This is a genomic window from Mucilaginibacter sp. OAE612 (genome assembly GCF_041806395.1).
Classification (GTDB): domain Bacteria; phylum Bacteroidota; class Bacteroidia; order Sphingobacteriales; family Sphingobacteriaceae; genus Mucilaginibacter; species Mucilaginibacter rubeus.
In genome coordinates, this window is sequence record NZ_JBGMUW010000001.1 from 2,546,615 (window position 1) to 2,562,562 (window position 15,948).

Sequence of the window (15,948 nt, forward strand, 5' to 3'; positions counted from 1 at the left end):
ATGCATCAGCTTAAAAAGTATTTAGTTTTTGTGGGTTTGATAAGTGCCAAACTTGCTGTTGCGCAAACCAAAAGTAATAATGCGGCTTTAAAGCTTTGGTATACAAAACCCGCGGTTGCCTGGGAAGAGGCGCTGCCCCTGGGTAATGCTACTACCGGAGCTATGGTGTTTGGCGGTGTTAATCATGAACGTTTTCAGTTGAATGATCATAATCTTTGGTCCGGTTATCCTGAACCGGGAAACAATCCGCAGGGGCCTGCCCATCTGCCCGAAGTGCGCGCCGCTGTTTTTGCCGGGGATTTTGGCAAAGCAGCAGCAATATGGAAAAAATATCTGCAGGGACCTTACACTGCCCGATATCTTCCTTTAGGCGATTTGTTGCTTGATTTTAACCTGACTGATAGCACCTGTAGTGATTATCGCCGCGAGCTGGATTTAAATAATGCCGTATCTACGGTGAGGTATAAGGTTAATGGAGCTAATTTTTCGCGAGAAACCTTCATAAGTTACCCCGACAAGGTGATGGTAGTGCGTATTACTGCCGATAAAAAGGGGGCAGTAAATTTCAAGGCCAACCTGCAAAGTAAACTACGCTTTACTGTTTCGGCAGCCGGTAGCAATAAATTGGTTTTGAATGGCAAAGCGCCAACTTATGTTGCTAACCGTGATTACGAACCCAGGCAGGTGATTTATGACGAGCCCAAAGGCGAGGGTATGAATTTCCGCATCAACCTTAAAATAAAGAATATTGGGGGGAAAGTAAGTGCTGTTAACAATGCGCTGCAGGTTAGCGGTGCAAATGAGGTTATCCTATATCTGACTGAAGCTACCAGCTTTAATGGCTTTGATAAATCGCCCGGATTACAGGGTAAAGCCGCTGATATCGAGGCTGATAGGAGCCTTTCGGCTGCCGAACAAAAAACATATGACCTGCTTAAGCAAAGGCATATTGCCGATTATCAGCATTTATTTAAACGTGTAGATTTTAATTTAGGCGCTGATGCTGAAATGATAAAACAGCCGATAGATGAACGGCTTAAAAACTTCAATATAGCGAAACCCGATAAGCAGTTGCAAACGCTGTATTATCAATTTGGGCGCTATTTGCTCATTGCCAGTTCGAGGCCGGGAAGTGCTCCTGCCAATTTACAGGGGATCTGGAATGACCAGGTAATACCACCCTGGGGCAGCAATTATACCACCAATATTAATACCGAAATGAATTACTGGCTGGCCGAGAATACCAATCTCTCTGAGTGCCATCAGCCATTGTTCGATTTTTTGAAAGAGCTTGGGGTAAATGGTAAAGTCACTGCTAAAGTAAATTATAATATCAATGAAGGCTGGGTTGAGCATCATAATACCGATATTTGGGCTAAAACATCAACTGTTGGTAATTATGATCAGGATCCTAAAAGCTCGGTAAGGTGGTCGGCCTGGCCAATGGGCGGTGCCTGGATGAGCCTTCATTTGTATGATCATTACCTTTTTACCGGTGATAAGGCTTTTTTAAGCAAAACTGTTTACCCTGTTATGAAAGGTGCTGCACAATTTATGCTGCACTGGCTAATTACTGATACCAACACAGGCTATCTGGTAACAAACCCTTCAACATCACCCGAAAACACAGTTAAGATCAATGGTAAAGAATACCTGGTAAGCATGGCCTCTACCATGGATATGTCAATTATTCGGGAGCTGTTTCTGGATTGTATCAGTAGTGCCCGTATTTTGGATATTGATAACGCATTTGCCGATAAGCTGAAAAATGCATATAATAAACTTTATCCGTTTCACATAGGCAAGCATGGCCAATTGCAGGAATGGTTTAAAGACTGGGATGATCCGGCAGATACCCACAGGCATATTTCGCAACTGTTCAGCCTGTTTCCCGGCAGGCAAATCTCCGTATTTAAAACACCGGAGTTAGCAGCTGCCGCAAAACAATCCATGATTTACCGGGGAGATGTAAGTACAGGCTGGTCAATGGCTTGGAAGGTGAACTGGTGGGCCCGAATGCATGATGGCAACCATGCCTATAAAATATTAGCTGCCGCATTTAATTATATGGACCCATTGCAGAAAAAAGAGCAAATGAGCGGGGGCGGCACCTATCCGAATTTGTTTGATGCGCATCCGCCTTTCCAGATTGATGGAAATTTTGGGGGAACAGCCGGCATGACCGAAATGCTGCTGCAAAGTCAGGATGGTGAAATTGAATTGTTACCAGCCCTGCCCGATGCCTGGGCCGATGGCAGCATCAAAGGCATTAAAGCACGCGGAAATTTTGAGGTGGCTATCGACTGGAAAAAGGGGAAACTGAGCAAAGCAACCATTAAATCAAACATGGGAGGCATTTGCAGGCTGCGTACACCTATTCCCGTAAAAATTGTGGAGACAGGCAGTAAGACTGCTGCTGGTATAAATAGTAATATACTAAATACTCCGCCAGCGATGCCGGTTTATCAAAAAGTGAATGATACTCAACTTCCTGACATTACATTTAATAAAGGCTACTTAATTGATTTTGCCACTGAAAAAGGCAAAACCTACACTGTTATTCCCCGGTAATACCATGAAAAATTTAAAATACTGTTTGCTGTTTGTTTTGTTTTTAAGTTTTGCTGCATCACTCCATGCGCAATCAATAAGTTGGACGGAGATAGAACCAGGCATTTGGAAAGGTATAATCGGCACGCCCGAGGAGTTTGACCTGTTGAAAGCTTCAGGCGCACGGCCTTTTCATGCAGGTTTACAGCAAATGCCTGCTGCCAGTTTTCCCCTGGCACAAGAGGAAATTACCGGCAAGGTACAGGATGGTAAAACCTATCTCCGCTTTCCTCTTGAAAAAAAGGAACAGCTGTTTGGGTTCGGCTTAAATTTTCAAACCGTATTTCAGAGGGGAAAGGTGCTTACCCTTCATGTTGATAATTACGCTGGTAAAGATAATGGCCGCACGCATGCGCCGACACCATTTTATGTATCATCAAAAGGATATGGCGTGTTTATTAATTCGGCAAGATATATCAACGTATATGCCGGTACGGCGGTAAGCCGGGACAGTAAAGTTCCGCCAGATGTAAAAGATCGAAATCTTGATAAAACATGGAACTCGCATCCATATTCGGATGCGGTAGAAATGTTAGTGCCTGCCGCCGGTACCGAAATTTATGTATTTGCAGGGCCTACCATGCTTGATGCTGTAAGGCGATATAATTTATTAAATGCCGGTGGCTGCTTGCCGCCTCGCTGGGGGCTTGGTTTTACCCAGCGTATGCAACGCTTAACCGATGCACAGGGTGTTGAGGATGAAGCAAAGGCGTTTGAAGAAAAAGGCTATCCGCTTGATTTTATCGGTCTTGAACCCGGCTGGCAAAGTAAATCGTACCCCTGCACTTTTGAATGGGATCAAAGCCGGTTTCCTGATCCAAAAGCTTTGGTGCAAAATATGCTGAAAAAGAATATCAGGCTTAATTTGTGGACTAATCCCTATGTGTCGCCACAAGCACCCCTTTATAAAAGTATTTTACCCTATAGCGGTTCACATACCGTTTGGAACGGCATCGTACCAGACATCAGTATGCCCGAAGCGCGTAAAATCTTCTTCGGCGAACTGGAAAAAGGAAAAATAGATATAGGCGTCAGCGGGTATAAAATGGATGAGGTTGACGGGGGCGACAATTACTTATGGCCCGATGTAGCTGTTTTCCCGTCCGGTCATGCTGCAGAGCAAATGCGCCAAACCTATGGGTTAATGATGCAGCGTTATACAAACGAGATTTATCATCAGCGCAACCAGCGTACATTCGGCCTGGTGCGTGCATCAAACGGTGGCGGTGCATCATTCCCTTATGTTATCTATAATGATTACCATGATCACCGCGATTTTATCACAGCGCTGGTAAATAGCGGTTTTGCCGGTGTATTATGGACGCCAGAAGTACGATCATCCAAAACAGGAGAGGAGTGGCTGCGCAGGTTCCAATCAAACGTGTTTTCGCCGATGGCCATGATCAATGCATGGGCAAGTGGTACTAAACCGTGGTCGTTTCCTGAAGTTGCTGAGCAGGTAAAAGCTATGGCGAACCTGCGGATGCAAATGATGCCATACTGGTACAGCGAATTTGCTAAATATCATTTTGCAGGGATCCCGCCTTTCAGGGCTATGTATATGGAAGACGGCTTTGGAGTTTCAGAGGCCAAAACTGAAAAGAAACAGATAAACCTGGAAGAGAACCCATATGAAGAAGCCATAACCAAAGAAGTTAAAGATCAGTATATGGCCGGCGAATATTTATTGGTAGCGCCCGTATTTGCGGGTGAAACCAGCCGAAAGGTAATACTACCCAAAGGCAAATGGTATGACTTTTATACCGGGAAGTATGCAGGCGGAGGTGAAGTGATTAGCGTTGAGCCGGGCCTGGATAAAATTCCTGTGTATGTTAAGGATGGTGGAATTATACCTATGATGCCTGCAATGCTGCATGCGCCAAAAGCAGGACAGAAGGTAGATCTCGAGATCAGGTATTATGGCAACAAGCCCGGTGTTTATTCATTATATGATGATGACGGTGAAACATTTGATTACGAAAAAGGCAACTATTCATTCCGCAAGATTACTGCCATTAAAAAGAATGGGAAATTAATTGGTTCTATCTCTCCCGCCCTAAAAGGCAAACCTGATAATATTGAAAAAATAACCTTTAAATCCATGACCGATTAATAAGTTATTAAAGTGGTAAATAGCCTTTTGTTAATGATAGTGGTTTGGAATCAATTGGTTAGGCTTATTTGAACTTGGTTTGGAGTTTGATATCACGCTGCAAAATGGAGGGCCGCAAATAATCGGTCATTGATTTAATACGGCAGATCTGTAATTTGGCAGCAGACGGAGGAATAGACGACTTTATGATGAACACATTATCGATTTGCAAATGGAAACCATAACATATAAAGCACCAAAGAATTTCTCGATCAGAAAAGTCTCGACTAGCTAAGCAATAAAAATTTAAAAAGCTAATGGCATCAATGTACAGGATGAGGATGCAATAGTAATATTAGATTTTCTTTATCTTATTGCCAGACCTTGCAGTAACGAAGCAACTCAAAGAGATTCTATAGAAAGTAACCTTGATGGGAATTCGAATTTTTTATCAACCTCGCAGTTACTTTAGTAGAGTTTTTTCATTATTGGTCTAAAGATTTGGATTTTTAGTGGAAACGTAGAACCTGTTTTGAGACTTAAATTGTGTATGTAATTCATTTATTATCAGTAGTTTGTATTTAATAAAAAAGGAGACAGATAATTCTGTTCACCTCCTTAAGTTGCCGGAGGGATCTCAATCGAACCCCTTATTCCACTTTTGACGCTTTTGGATGAAATGAATTTGCGTTAAAAAAATTGATCGGCATATTATCAAGACACTATCCTCATTTGTCTTTCAACTTTAAAAATTACAAGCACGTTTACTCCAGGCCCATTTTTAATCTCAAAGGTTCCGCCCAGTTGTTTGCTAAGTGCTTTCATCATCTCCATTCCTAAGGATGATGTCTCTGTTAAGTCAAAATTCGAAGGAAGCCCTTTGCCATTGTCACTAATAAGCAAGGCGATGGTTTCCGGTGCCGACAGCTTCGCATTAATAAGTATCTCGCCTCCGGTTTTATCAAATGCATATTTAATGCTGTTGGTGATAGCCTCATTCAATATAAGGCCCATAGGTACGGCCTGTGATATATCAAGATTCACTTGATCAAGGTTTTCTTTAAATCTGATTTTGCGATGTCCGCAATCATAGCAGGTGTAGAGATATCTCACCAAATCGGTAATATAATCGGCCATTACAATAGTTGCCACATTGCTTTTGCTATAAAGCTTTTGATGGATGATAGAAATAGCCTGTACCCGGTTTTGGCTATCCCTTATGGCATCCCGGGCATCGGTATTCTGCAGATATGCAGATTGAGTGTATAACAAACTCATTACTATTTGAAGGTTGTTTTTAACCCGATGATGAACCTCGCGGAGCAACCATTCTTTTTCAGTAAGCAAATCCTGTTGACGCCCTAATAAATTGTCTTTATCCTGAAGCAGTTTTTCTTTTTCGTTCAGAAGGAAAGAGAGCGAAGTGTTTTGGATATTGATCTCTTTTTGTTTGTTTTTTAGCTTAAAGTTGCTTCGTTGCTTGCTTCGGTAAGCGAAGTATAATATTCCGGCCAATAAAAAGCCTACCAATACACCCGCTAAAGTGATATTTCGCTGTTGGTGAATTTTTTCAAGGTTGTTTTTTTGAATTGCTGACTGGTTGTTGAGTTCCTGGATCTTTTTATCCTTTTGTACTGATAAATATTTCGTTTCAAGCTCACTGATTTGCTTGCTCGTTGCAATATTGGTAAGGGAGTCTTTTATAATTTTGATCCGCTGAAAGCCCTTTAGCGCTGCAAGAAATTCGCCTTTAGCCGAATCGACCTTGAACCTATGCTGATATATGGTCATTTTTGAGAGCACCGACATCTTACCGGTGGGCAGCGCTTCCAGCATCGTTAACTCATTAGCCAGTTTAAACCATTGCCTGGTTAGCAGGTAATGCTTTGGTAGCGGATCATAAGTAGCAATAAAATTATCCATGGCGTAATAATTTTTCTTGCTCTCCTCGGGTATACCGTCACGAACCAGCAAAAGGATTTTTTTAAATCTTGGGATCATTTTTTCGGCACTTGCGTTGTTCTTCGTATGATTGTACAGCTTCATCTCGGCCGAAAGAAACATGCTTTCCTCAATCACTGTTTTTTGAGGGAATTTTTGATAAGTCTTTTTGAGATAGACAATGGCTGTTTGATATTTTTTTAAGTTAATATAACAGGTAAGTATTTCATGAACACCAAGGTTATATATCTCATGAGCATTTAGCTTTGCTGCAATGTCTACGCACTTTTGATGATAAACGAGCGCTTGCCCAAACTGCCGTTTATTATAGTAAGCAACGCCTAAAGTAAAATAATAATACTGCCCCCAATAAGTATCGTGTTTGGAGTTGGCCTCATAAGCGTTTACGCAGTTTATGCGGGCAAGTAATTCTTTCGGCATATCGCCTTTTCTGTAATAGGTATCGGCAAGGTTATAATAAGCCTCGGCAATTCGGGGGCTTTTTAACAGCTCAAATTGTTTGATTACCAGAATATAATATTGCTCAGCCTTATCAAATTGATTGGCGTTTTGATAAGTTAACGCGATATCGAACTGTTCATCAGCCGCCTGAAGTTTGAACCCGTTTTTTAAATAAATTTCGTAAGCCTTATTATGGATTTTTAGTTTATTATCAGTTTTAGCCTTATCTGACGCAGGCATGTGGTTTGCAAAATAACGCCATACATTAGCTTCTTTTAATGGTTGACGATGTGTTTGATAATGGTTAGCAGCTTCTGTAAAAATTTGATTTGCCAGGCTCAAATTGTTCTGTTCTATAGCGAGTTCTCCTTTAATAAAAACCACGCTATCCAGGTACGCTGTGGCATGGATAGTTTTACTAAGCATTTCGGCCTGGGTTATATAATATACGGCGCTGTCCATGTCTGTATGCGGTCTGCCTGGTTTGTACAAATAATGCCGGGCTAATTGAAGCTGCATGTTGATACGGTTGGTGTCCTTCCTCGTTTTATTAAGCTTTTCGAGCAGTTTTACTACATTTTGGGCACCGGCGACGAAGGCGTAGCTTATCAAAAAAATGCAAATGGCAAGCCTTTTCATCGTCGTGATATGTGGTTTAACTAAAGTTTTTTTGAGTTATAGCTATTCAAAAGGGTGTTAATACCGGTGCGGATCAGTTAATTATAGTTTCAGTTTCCGGCATCTCATCTCTTAAGATGAAATACAGGAAACGAAAGATTGTGCCATCTGGATAAGGTTTTGAAAATCAATTGTTTGTCTTTTGTTTGGAATGCAAAGCAGGCGATATATCGGACGGGACTTAGAGCACCGTCCGATATGTAGTCGGTATAGATATCCGGATTATTGTAGATTGTAATAACTCCGGTGATATTATGAAAAAGGAGTTGGGCTACTTAATACCCAGTCGTTTCATTTTTGAATGAAGAGTAGTAGGAGGTAGTCCCATTACCGCGGCGGCACCGCCAGCACCCCTTATTCGGCCGTTGCAATTTTTTAGCACGGTTATGATATAGTCCCTTTCATTTTCATCGATAGTTTTCATTCTTGTGCTTGCCTGGGGTTCAAGGCTTGTTTTATTACCTGGCTGCTTGGGCAATAAAACCTGTTCTATAATTGAGGTTTTTGACAATAGTATAGTTCTTTCAATAAAATGCTCCAGTTCCCTGACATTCCCAGGCCATGCGTAATCAAGCATTTGGGCCATCGCTTCGGGAGAGATCCCGTTAATTTGTCTTTTATATTTTTTTGAAAAGTGCGAGATGAAATGATCAGTGAGCGCAGGTATATCGTCAATTCTTTCCCTTAAAGAAGGGATAATGATAGGGAATACAAAGAGGCGATAATATAAGTCGAGCCTAAAACGCCCTTCTTCCATTTCTTTTTCCAGATCGCGGTTAGTAGCAGCTATGATCCTAACATCAATTTTTATAGGCCCCTTACCGCCAAGACGTTCAATTTCCTGTTCCTGCAATACACGAAGCAGCTTTACTTGTAGGTCTATCGGCAGTTCGCCTATCTCGTCCAGGAAAATTGTGCCGCCGTTGGCCATTTCAAATTTACCGGTCCGTTTTTCAAGAGCACCGGTAAAGGCACCCTTTTCATGCCCAAAAAGCTCGCTTTCGATAAGGTTGGCCGGTAGTGCCGCGCAATTAACAACCACCAAAGGCTTGCCCGACCTGGCCGATAGCGAATGGATGCTTTTAGCTACTCTTTCCTTACCGGTGCCGCTTTCACCAAGAATAAGTACTGAGGTATCAAGTGGCGAAATAGTATTGATATGATCAAGTACAGTTAGCATAGGGCGGCTTTGCCCTACAATGCCGTCAAAATCGCGGGTACGCTCTTTAAACGATACTGGTTCGGCGGAGGGAACTGAAGGCTGTTGATCTGCAGTGATCTTTTGCCTGTCATTTTCAAGTACGCTACCCAAAACGTTAATCAAACGGCTTAATAATGCAATATGCTGTTGGCCATAGGTATTGCTTCTTCGGCAGTAAAACTCGTATCTTATTAAGGTTGAGTTGTCTTGCAAAATTGGAAAAAACAACGCTGATTCGAAGTCATAGGTATCGGCGATTAGTTTGCTCAAGGGATTTTGATTGCAAAGGTGATCAACTTCCTCATCATTAAAGTATTTTGCTCTGTTTACAGCTGGTAACGAGGTATAGATGTTATTCAGCGTGGCATGATCTGTGCCGGTTACATTCACCAACTCCTGTTCTCCAAGCACCTGGTATTCATCAAAGCCTATCCTTAAAAAACCAACGCTGGTGATGCTTGGGATATTTGCGTTTTTGAGTATGAAATTAAGGTAATCAAACGGCACATATGCCTGCAGCTTATCGGCGAGCCGCAATAGTTTTTGCACCTTATCGCCGTCATAATTACGGATATCTTTCAGCTTTTGGTTCAGTTCCATTTCTTGCTGCCTGCTTGATTCAATACTGTTTTGATGCCGGTAAAAAGCAACATCAAGCGTAGTGAGCAAGTCGTCCTCGCGGAATGGCTTAACTATAAAACCGAATGGCATTGTTGATTTGGCTTCTTCCAATAAGGCGCCTTGAAAGTTTGCGGTGAGGTATACAAAAGCCATATTCCGTTCAGTAAGTTTCCTGGCAAGATCAATGCCGTTTAGTGCACCTTTCAGGTGAATGTCAAGCAACACCAGGTCGGGCTTTTGTTCGTCGATAGAAGATAATGCCTCATTAACTGACTCTGATATACCGGTAACTTTATATCCGGCCGATGTTAAGATCAGTTTTAAATGATGCCCTACAAGAGATTCGTCTTCTACTATCAGTATTTTCTTCATCGACATATTGTGCAAAATAAAGCTATTTCAGAACCATTCACCTCGACGAAACTCGTTCGATCTGGAAATTTAGTTAAATAGTCTTTTAGTTATGAAACATCCTATCCAATACGTGTGCCGCGGTCAAAATAACATGATACAATTTCGGCCTATTTTAATAATCTGCCAAATGTGTCCTGAAAACTAAGGTATTTGAGAATCTTCGGCGAATTTTATAAGTAGCGCCCATCGTTAAGTGCCCGATACTCGCAATGTAAACCGACGAAATAAGATTCACAAAAAAACGAAAGCGCCGATATATCGTCGGCTAACAAGGTAAAATGTTCTTTTTTTAATTGTTATGGCTGTGGCATAAAATTCGAAGCAGTTGTAATGAAATCTCCCTAAATAAAATTGGAATGATCACTGAAAGAATAACATCCAAACCGGAAGCCAAAATGCAGAACCTGAATTTACAGTTTGACTTACCTCAAGGTATCCTGATTGATTCGGGCGCAAATACGGGTACAAATCGTCCGGCGCGGAGCTCTGTCTTCAACAATCAATATCCCGGCATTATTGGCAACAGCACCGAGATGCAAAAAGTGTATAGGCTGATGAACATGGTTGCGCCAAGTAATTCAACAGTTTTGCTGCTCGGCGAAACAGGTACGGGAAAGGAAGTTATTGCAAGGGGGGTCCACCTGTCATCATCCAGAAAAAATAGACCGATGGTGACTGTTAATTGCGCAGCACTACCGGCAAACCTAATAGAAAGCGAACTTTTTGGTCACGAAAGAGGAGCATTTACAGGAGCCATGGACCGTAGAATTGGCAAATTTGAGCTGGCCCATCAGGGTACCATTTTCCTTGACGAAATTGGCGAACTTCCGTTGGAGTTGCAGGTTAAATTATTACGTGCGATCCAGGAGCGGGAGTTTGAAAGGGTTGGAGGGAAAACAACCATAAAAGTTGATGTCCGGATCATTGCGGCTACCAACCGCGATCTGGAGGAGGAGGTTGACGCGCATCGTTTTAGGGCAGACCTGTACTATCGCCTCAATGTTTTCCCGATATGCTTGCCGCCGTTAAGAGAAAGACAGGAGGACATTGCCGAACTGGCAAACTTTTTCCTGCTTCGTTATTGCAAATTAACCGGTAAAAAAATCAGTTTCATATCTAATAAAGTACTGCAGCAACTCAAAAGCTATTCATGGCCCGGAAATGTGAGGCAACTGGAACACCTGATTGAAAGAAGTATCCTGCTATCTAACGATAATGTATTACGAGAGGTTTGCTTGCCGAATGATACAAACAAAAACATTGGTGATCAGGACATTTTCAAAAACAAAACACTTATTGATGTTGAGCGGTGCCATATCATTGCGGTATTAAAAAAATGCGGCGGTAAAATTGCCGGCGAAGGTGGTGCGGCCGAATGGCTGGGTGTACCGCCAACTACACTACATGCCAAAATGAAAAAGCTCAATATTGGTAAGCAGGATTATTTTCCGCAAAAAGCATAAACATAAGTTTAGGTATTGCCTGCTTCGGATCATGAAAAATAGCTACTTTTAGCGCTAAACATTTGTTTAGGGTTTACTACATCCCGGTGCATTATAGTAGATTTTCATGAAGCATTCAGCGATACGACATTCTTTTATTCTGTTTTTACTTTGCTGTTTGTCGCTATTTGCTTATGCCCAGGATTTCAAAACTTTAACAACCGAACTCAACAAAACTAAAAAGGATACTAACCGGATCGTCGCGCTAATAAAGTTGGGGCGACATTTTAAGGAGAAGCCTGTTTGGGATCTAAAAAACCTTGATACTGCCCGTACTTATTTTAACTCGGCAATAACGTTGAGCCAGGCAATAGGATCGACCGATTTTCTGCACCGTGCTTTGTTTGAAAAGGCACTAACATTTATTGAGCAGGAGGATTTCAAAGCTGCCGACTCATTATTTAACCAGATAACCGGCTATTACCATAAAACAAGTAACTATTCAAAAGAAGCTGAATACTGGACCTTGTATGGAAACAATTTATCTTTTAATGATAAACGCCTGCTTGCTACACGCGCAAAATGTTATAATAAGGCGTATGAGCTTTATAAAAAGGGAACAGACCGCCTTAAAATAGCCGACGCCCTCGGCAAAATTGCAGATGCCGACCTAAACGAAGGACGGCTTGACAAAGCGGAAAAAGAGATGCTCATTGTAATACAGGACTATAAGGCTATGAAGTTTCCGAGGATTTATTACGGTTACTACCTCCTAGCCGAAGTATACTCGCGTAAAGATCAGCTTCAAAAAGAATTACTTACCCGTATTGAATGTATAAACAGTTGTGATGCCGACGTGCGTAGGAGCGACTATGATGCTTCTTTTTTTAATATTGCTGTAGCATTGTCATACAGGAAGAACAATAAGGACAGTGTAGCATTACCATATTTTATAAAAGGGGCCGAATTAGCGCTTAAAATAAGAAACCAAAATTATTATTACAGTGCTATTGACGGGGCTATTGGTTGTTGTATAACGATAAAAAAATATCGTACTGCCCTTACTTATTTAAGCGAAACACCAAAAAAATTTCCAAGCCAAACCCTCGGAGAACAAAGTAAGTATGTTGCAAGAAAAATGCAACTGTACAATTTTCTTAACCGGAATGAGGAAGCAGAAAAACAGGTGCCAGCATTTAGAAAAGTATTTGGTAAGCTATATGGTACGCTTAATGATGATCCGCTGTTTTATGCAGTAGACAGATTTGTTGAAAATTACGACGCACTTCCTCAGCATTTCATTCAAACAAAACAGTGGACAAAACTATCGGATGAGTTGAAATATCTGCAAACCCTGCCCTTAAAAAGATTATCGACCCCTTCACGGATAATTATCTTCGGGTATAAATATAAAATTGATTCGGCCGAGGGGAATTTTGATGTCGCGTTGAAGGGGTTTCAATATATGAGGCGCATGAAAGATTCGCTCACTAATGCCGCCACGGTTAAACAAATTAACGAATTAGAAGCCAACTATAATTCTATTAAAAAAGATAAAACCATTCAGAGCCTCAATAATAATGCGCAGATACAAAAAGGCAAGCTGGAAAAAGTTAACCGGCAAAGAAATATCACGTTTGCCGGGGTACTTATTTCGGTAGTGTTTGCGGTTGTGATATATATTGCCTATCGCGGCAAACAACGGAGCAATGTACGCCTGCAAATTAAACAGCAAGAGATTGACAGGCAAAACCATATACTGTCAGCCCTACTTTCAGAAAAAGAAAAACTACTTGCTGATAAGGATGATTTATTGAAACGGCAAGAAGACCTGCTTATAGAAAAAGAGTGGCTGCTTCGGGAGGTACATCACCGTGTTAAAAACAACTTGCAAATAGTGATGAGCTTATTGTACACGCAATCGGCATATCTGCAAAATACCGATGCCATCGAGGCGATACAGGATAGCCGGAACCGGGTACAGGCTATTTCTATTATCCATCAAAAGCTATATAATAAAAGTAATGTGGCTACTATTGTAATGGCCGATTATATTAACGATTTGGCCCGATATCTGAACACCAGCTACGATTGCAACAGGCGAAGAATTAAATTCAGAGAAGAACTGGATGCTGTAAGCCTGGATATATCACAGGCTGTACCTATGGGCCTGATATTAAACGAGGCCATTACCAATAGTATTAAATATGCATTTGATCAAGATGGGGGAGAGATTTTTATTAAAGCACTTTTATCACCGCCGGATACAATTACGCTTAGTGTTACAGACAACGGAAAGGGCCTGCCTCCTGATTTTGAACTCGCCGAAACCTCCTCATTGGGTATGGAAATGATGAAGGCCCTCAGTAAGCAGTTGGGTGGCAGCTTTGATATTAAAAGCAACCGGGGAGTTGTTGTGACCATACAATTCAAAGTTGAAAAGTCATCTGCTGTATTACCCGGCAGCGAGGTTTCGCTATTGTAAAATGGCGTTTCGTTTCAATTACCGTTTCTTTTACATATTTAGTTAATTTCCTTATCTCCACTTCCGGGCAATGCTGCCTGGTCCCCCTCAAGGCTGATCTCTGGACCAGTTTAAGCCTTTATATACGGTATAATTTTGCCTTACAAACTCAATAACGGGTTTGGGTATAATTATTCTATTATGAAAAAAATAAGTTTAACCTTATTGGCGTTCTGTGCAGCTTTAGGCGTTAATGCCCAGGCAAAAAAGGACCCCAAATGTGCAAACGTAAATGTTACACAGTACGAACCTGAAGTTATTTTTAAAAGGATCATTACTACACCTCAAATCAAAAGCCAGGAGGTTAAAATGGTGATTGTGAAGTTTGCACCCGGCGAAGTATCCGGAGCTCACAGACACCCGATCCCTACTATCGCCTATGTATTACAAGGAAATATATCTTCAACTTTTAATGGCAAAACCCATATTTACAAACAGGGCGAAGCATTTTGGGAAGACCCTAACGGTTTACATGCCGAAAGCAAAAATATGAGCAAAACCGAAGAGGCCAAGCTATTGGTTTATTTCATCGGCCCAAAAGAATTGCCGTTCATAACCGCTGCAAAATAATTAAGCAATAACCTCATCAATAACAAGCAAACTTTATGAAAGTTTACGGTTTAACCACCTGCATACGCACGCGCCAGGCTTTAGCCTGGCTAAAAGCACACAATGTAGGTTTTGAATTTCAGAATTTTAAAACACAAGGCATTTCGTCGGATAAACTCAAAGTCTGGGATGCAAAAGCTGGTTATTCCACATTTGTCAATACCAAAAGCCTCACTTGGAAAAAATTGCCGGTTGAAGTTAGAGCTTCAATAAAAACGGCTGAAAACGCGCTCGCATTACTGGTCGAAGAGCCGTGTATTATCAAACGCCCGGTTATTGAAGACGGAGATTTTCTTTTGTTTGGCTTTGATGAAGATATTTACCAGGATCATTTTCTGCACAATTAATAAATAACAGAATTATAAAACGGCCTTTACCGGCCATTAAAAATACAAATTATGAAAATAGTAGTAATAGGCGGCAGCGGACTGATAGGTTCGCAGGTTGTAAATAAACTTACAGAGCAAGGTCATGAAGTTATAGCGGCTTCACCGGCAACCGGCGTAAATACCGTAACCGACGAAGGTGTTGCCGAGGTTTTGAACGGAACAGATATTGTAATTGATGTAGCAAATTCGCCCTCGTTTGAAGATGCCGCGGTTATGGAGTTTTTCAAAACATCGGGCAAAAACCTGCTTACAGCCGAAATTGCTGCGGGCGTTAAGCATCACCTGGCGTTATCAGTTGTTGGGACAGATCGTTTGCAGGATAGCGGATATTTCCGTGCTAAACAGGCACAGGAGGATTTGATCAAAGCATCAGGTGTTCCATATTCAATTATCCACTCAACTCAGTTTTTTGAATTTTTAAGCGGGATTGCCAATGCTGCAACTGAAGGAGATACTGTCCGCCTGTCGCCGGCACATATTCAACCAATTGCGTCTGCCGATGTAGCCACTGCGGTTGCTAAAGTAGCATTGATGGAGCCATTGAATAAAATTGTTGAAATAGCCGGGCCGGATAAGTTCAACCTATCAGATCTTGTTCAGATGTATTTAACTAAAAATGGAGATCCTCGTAAAGTTGTTGCTGATGTACATGCAAGTTATTATGGTGTAGAATTAAATGACGGTATGCTGGTGCCGGGTAAAGATGCTAAGATCTTTAATATCAACTTCGAAAATTGGTACATGAACCAACCTAAAAAGGCATAGTTTATCTTTTTTGTTTTATGGTTTGAGCGCTCGTCATCATCAAAGTGACGGGCGTTTTTGTTTTGACAAAATATCCGCTTTATATAGTGTAAGAGAGTGCCTTGGCACCAAATATGGAGTGGTTTGATGTTGTTTATTTTGATAAGTTGTTGATTTTTAAATAATTGATATCTGGTATGTGGGTTGTGAAAGTGCAATGC

The 15,948-nt window shown here is 41.4% G+C and carries 9 protein-coding genes; 7 read left to right on the forward strand and 2 right to left on the reverse strand.

What is annotated here, in order from left to right:
- Together ABID99_RS10585 and ABID99_RS10590 are read left to right on the forward strand one after the other, a co-directional pair.
- A complete protein-coding gene (locus tag ABID99_RS10585) occupies positions 1-2,571 on the forward strand; it encodes a glycoside hydrolase N-terminal domain-containing protein (RefSeq protein WP_373613666.1) in 2,571 nt (856 codons plus the stop codon).
- A 4-nt stretch (positions 2,572-2,575) separates the two neighbouring features.
- Positions 2,576-4,723, forward strand: a complete 2,148-nt coding sequence (locus ABID99_RS10590) for a TIM-barrel domain-containing protein (RefSeq protein WP_373613667.1) — start codon at positions 2,576-2,578, stop codon at positions 4,721-4,723.
- A gap of 693 nt (positions 4,724-5,416) precedes the next feature.
- Here the strand turns inward: ABID99_RS10590 and ABID99_RS10595 are convergent.
- Together ABID99_RS10595 and ABID99_RS10600 are read right to left on the reverse strand one after the other, a co-directional pair.
- Positions 5,417-7,744, reverse strand: coding sequence for a histidine kinase dimerization/phosphoacceptor domain -containing protein (locus ABID99_RS10595; protein ID WP_373613668.1), 2,328 nt, complete (start codon positions 7,742-7,744; stop codon positions 5,417-5,419).
- 310 nt (positions 7,745-8,054) lie between these two features.
- Positions 8,055-9,977 carry a sigma 54-interacting transcriptional regulator gene (locus ABID99_RS10600; protein ID WP_373613669.1) on the reverse strand — a complete coding sequence of 641 codons (1,923 nt, stop codon included), beginning with the start codon at positions 9,975-9,977 and terminating at the stop codon, positions 8,055-8,057.
- A 398-nt stretch (positions 9,978-10,375) separates the two neighbouring features.
- Here ABID99_RS10600 and ABID99_RS10605 point away from each other — a divergent pair, with 398 nt between their 5' ends.
- From ABID99_RS10605 to ABID99_RS10625, 5 genes are all read left to right on the forward strand, one after another.
- Complete coding sequence (locus ABID99_RS10605; RefSeq protein WP_373613670.1) at positions 10,376-11,482, forward strand: sigma-54 interaction domain-containing protein; 1,107 nt, start codon at positions 10,376-10,378, stop codon at positions 11,480-11,482.
- A 157-nt stretch (positions 11,483-11,639) separates the two neighbouring features.
- Entirely contained in the window at positions 11,640-13,946 is a 2,307-nt protein-coding gene (locus ABID99_RS10610) for a histidine kinase dimerization/phosphoacceptor domain -containing protein (protein WP_373613671.1), read from the forward strand.
- Between the two features lie 180 nt (positions 13,947-14,126).
- The gene (locus tag ABID99_RS10615) at positions 14,127-14,555 is read left to right on the forward strand and encodes a cupin domain-containing protein (protein WP_090525882.1); all 429 of its coding nucleotides are present in this window, start codon (positions 14,127-14,129) and stop codon (positions 14,553-14,555) included.
- Positions 14,556-14,590: 35 nt separating this feature from the next.
- Complete coding sequence (locus tag ABID99_RS10620; protein ID WP_090525881.1) at positions 14,591-14,941, forward strand: Spx/MgsR family RNA polymerase-binding regulatory protein; 351 nt, start codon at positions 14,591-14,593, stop codon at positions 14,939-14,941.
- 51 nt (positions 14,942-14,992) lie between these two features.
- Positions 14,993-15,748, forward strand: a complete 756-nt coding sequence (locus ABID99_RS10625) for an SDR family oxidoreductase (protein WP_373613672.1) — start codon at positions 14,993-14,995, stop codon at positions 15,746-15,748.
- Positions 15,749-15,948: the final 200 nt, after the last annotated feature.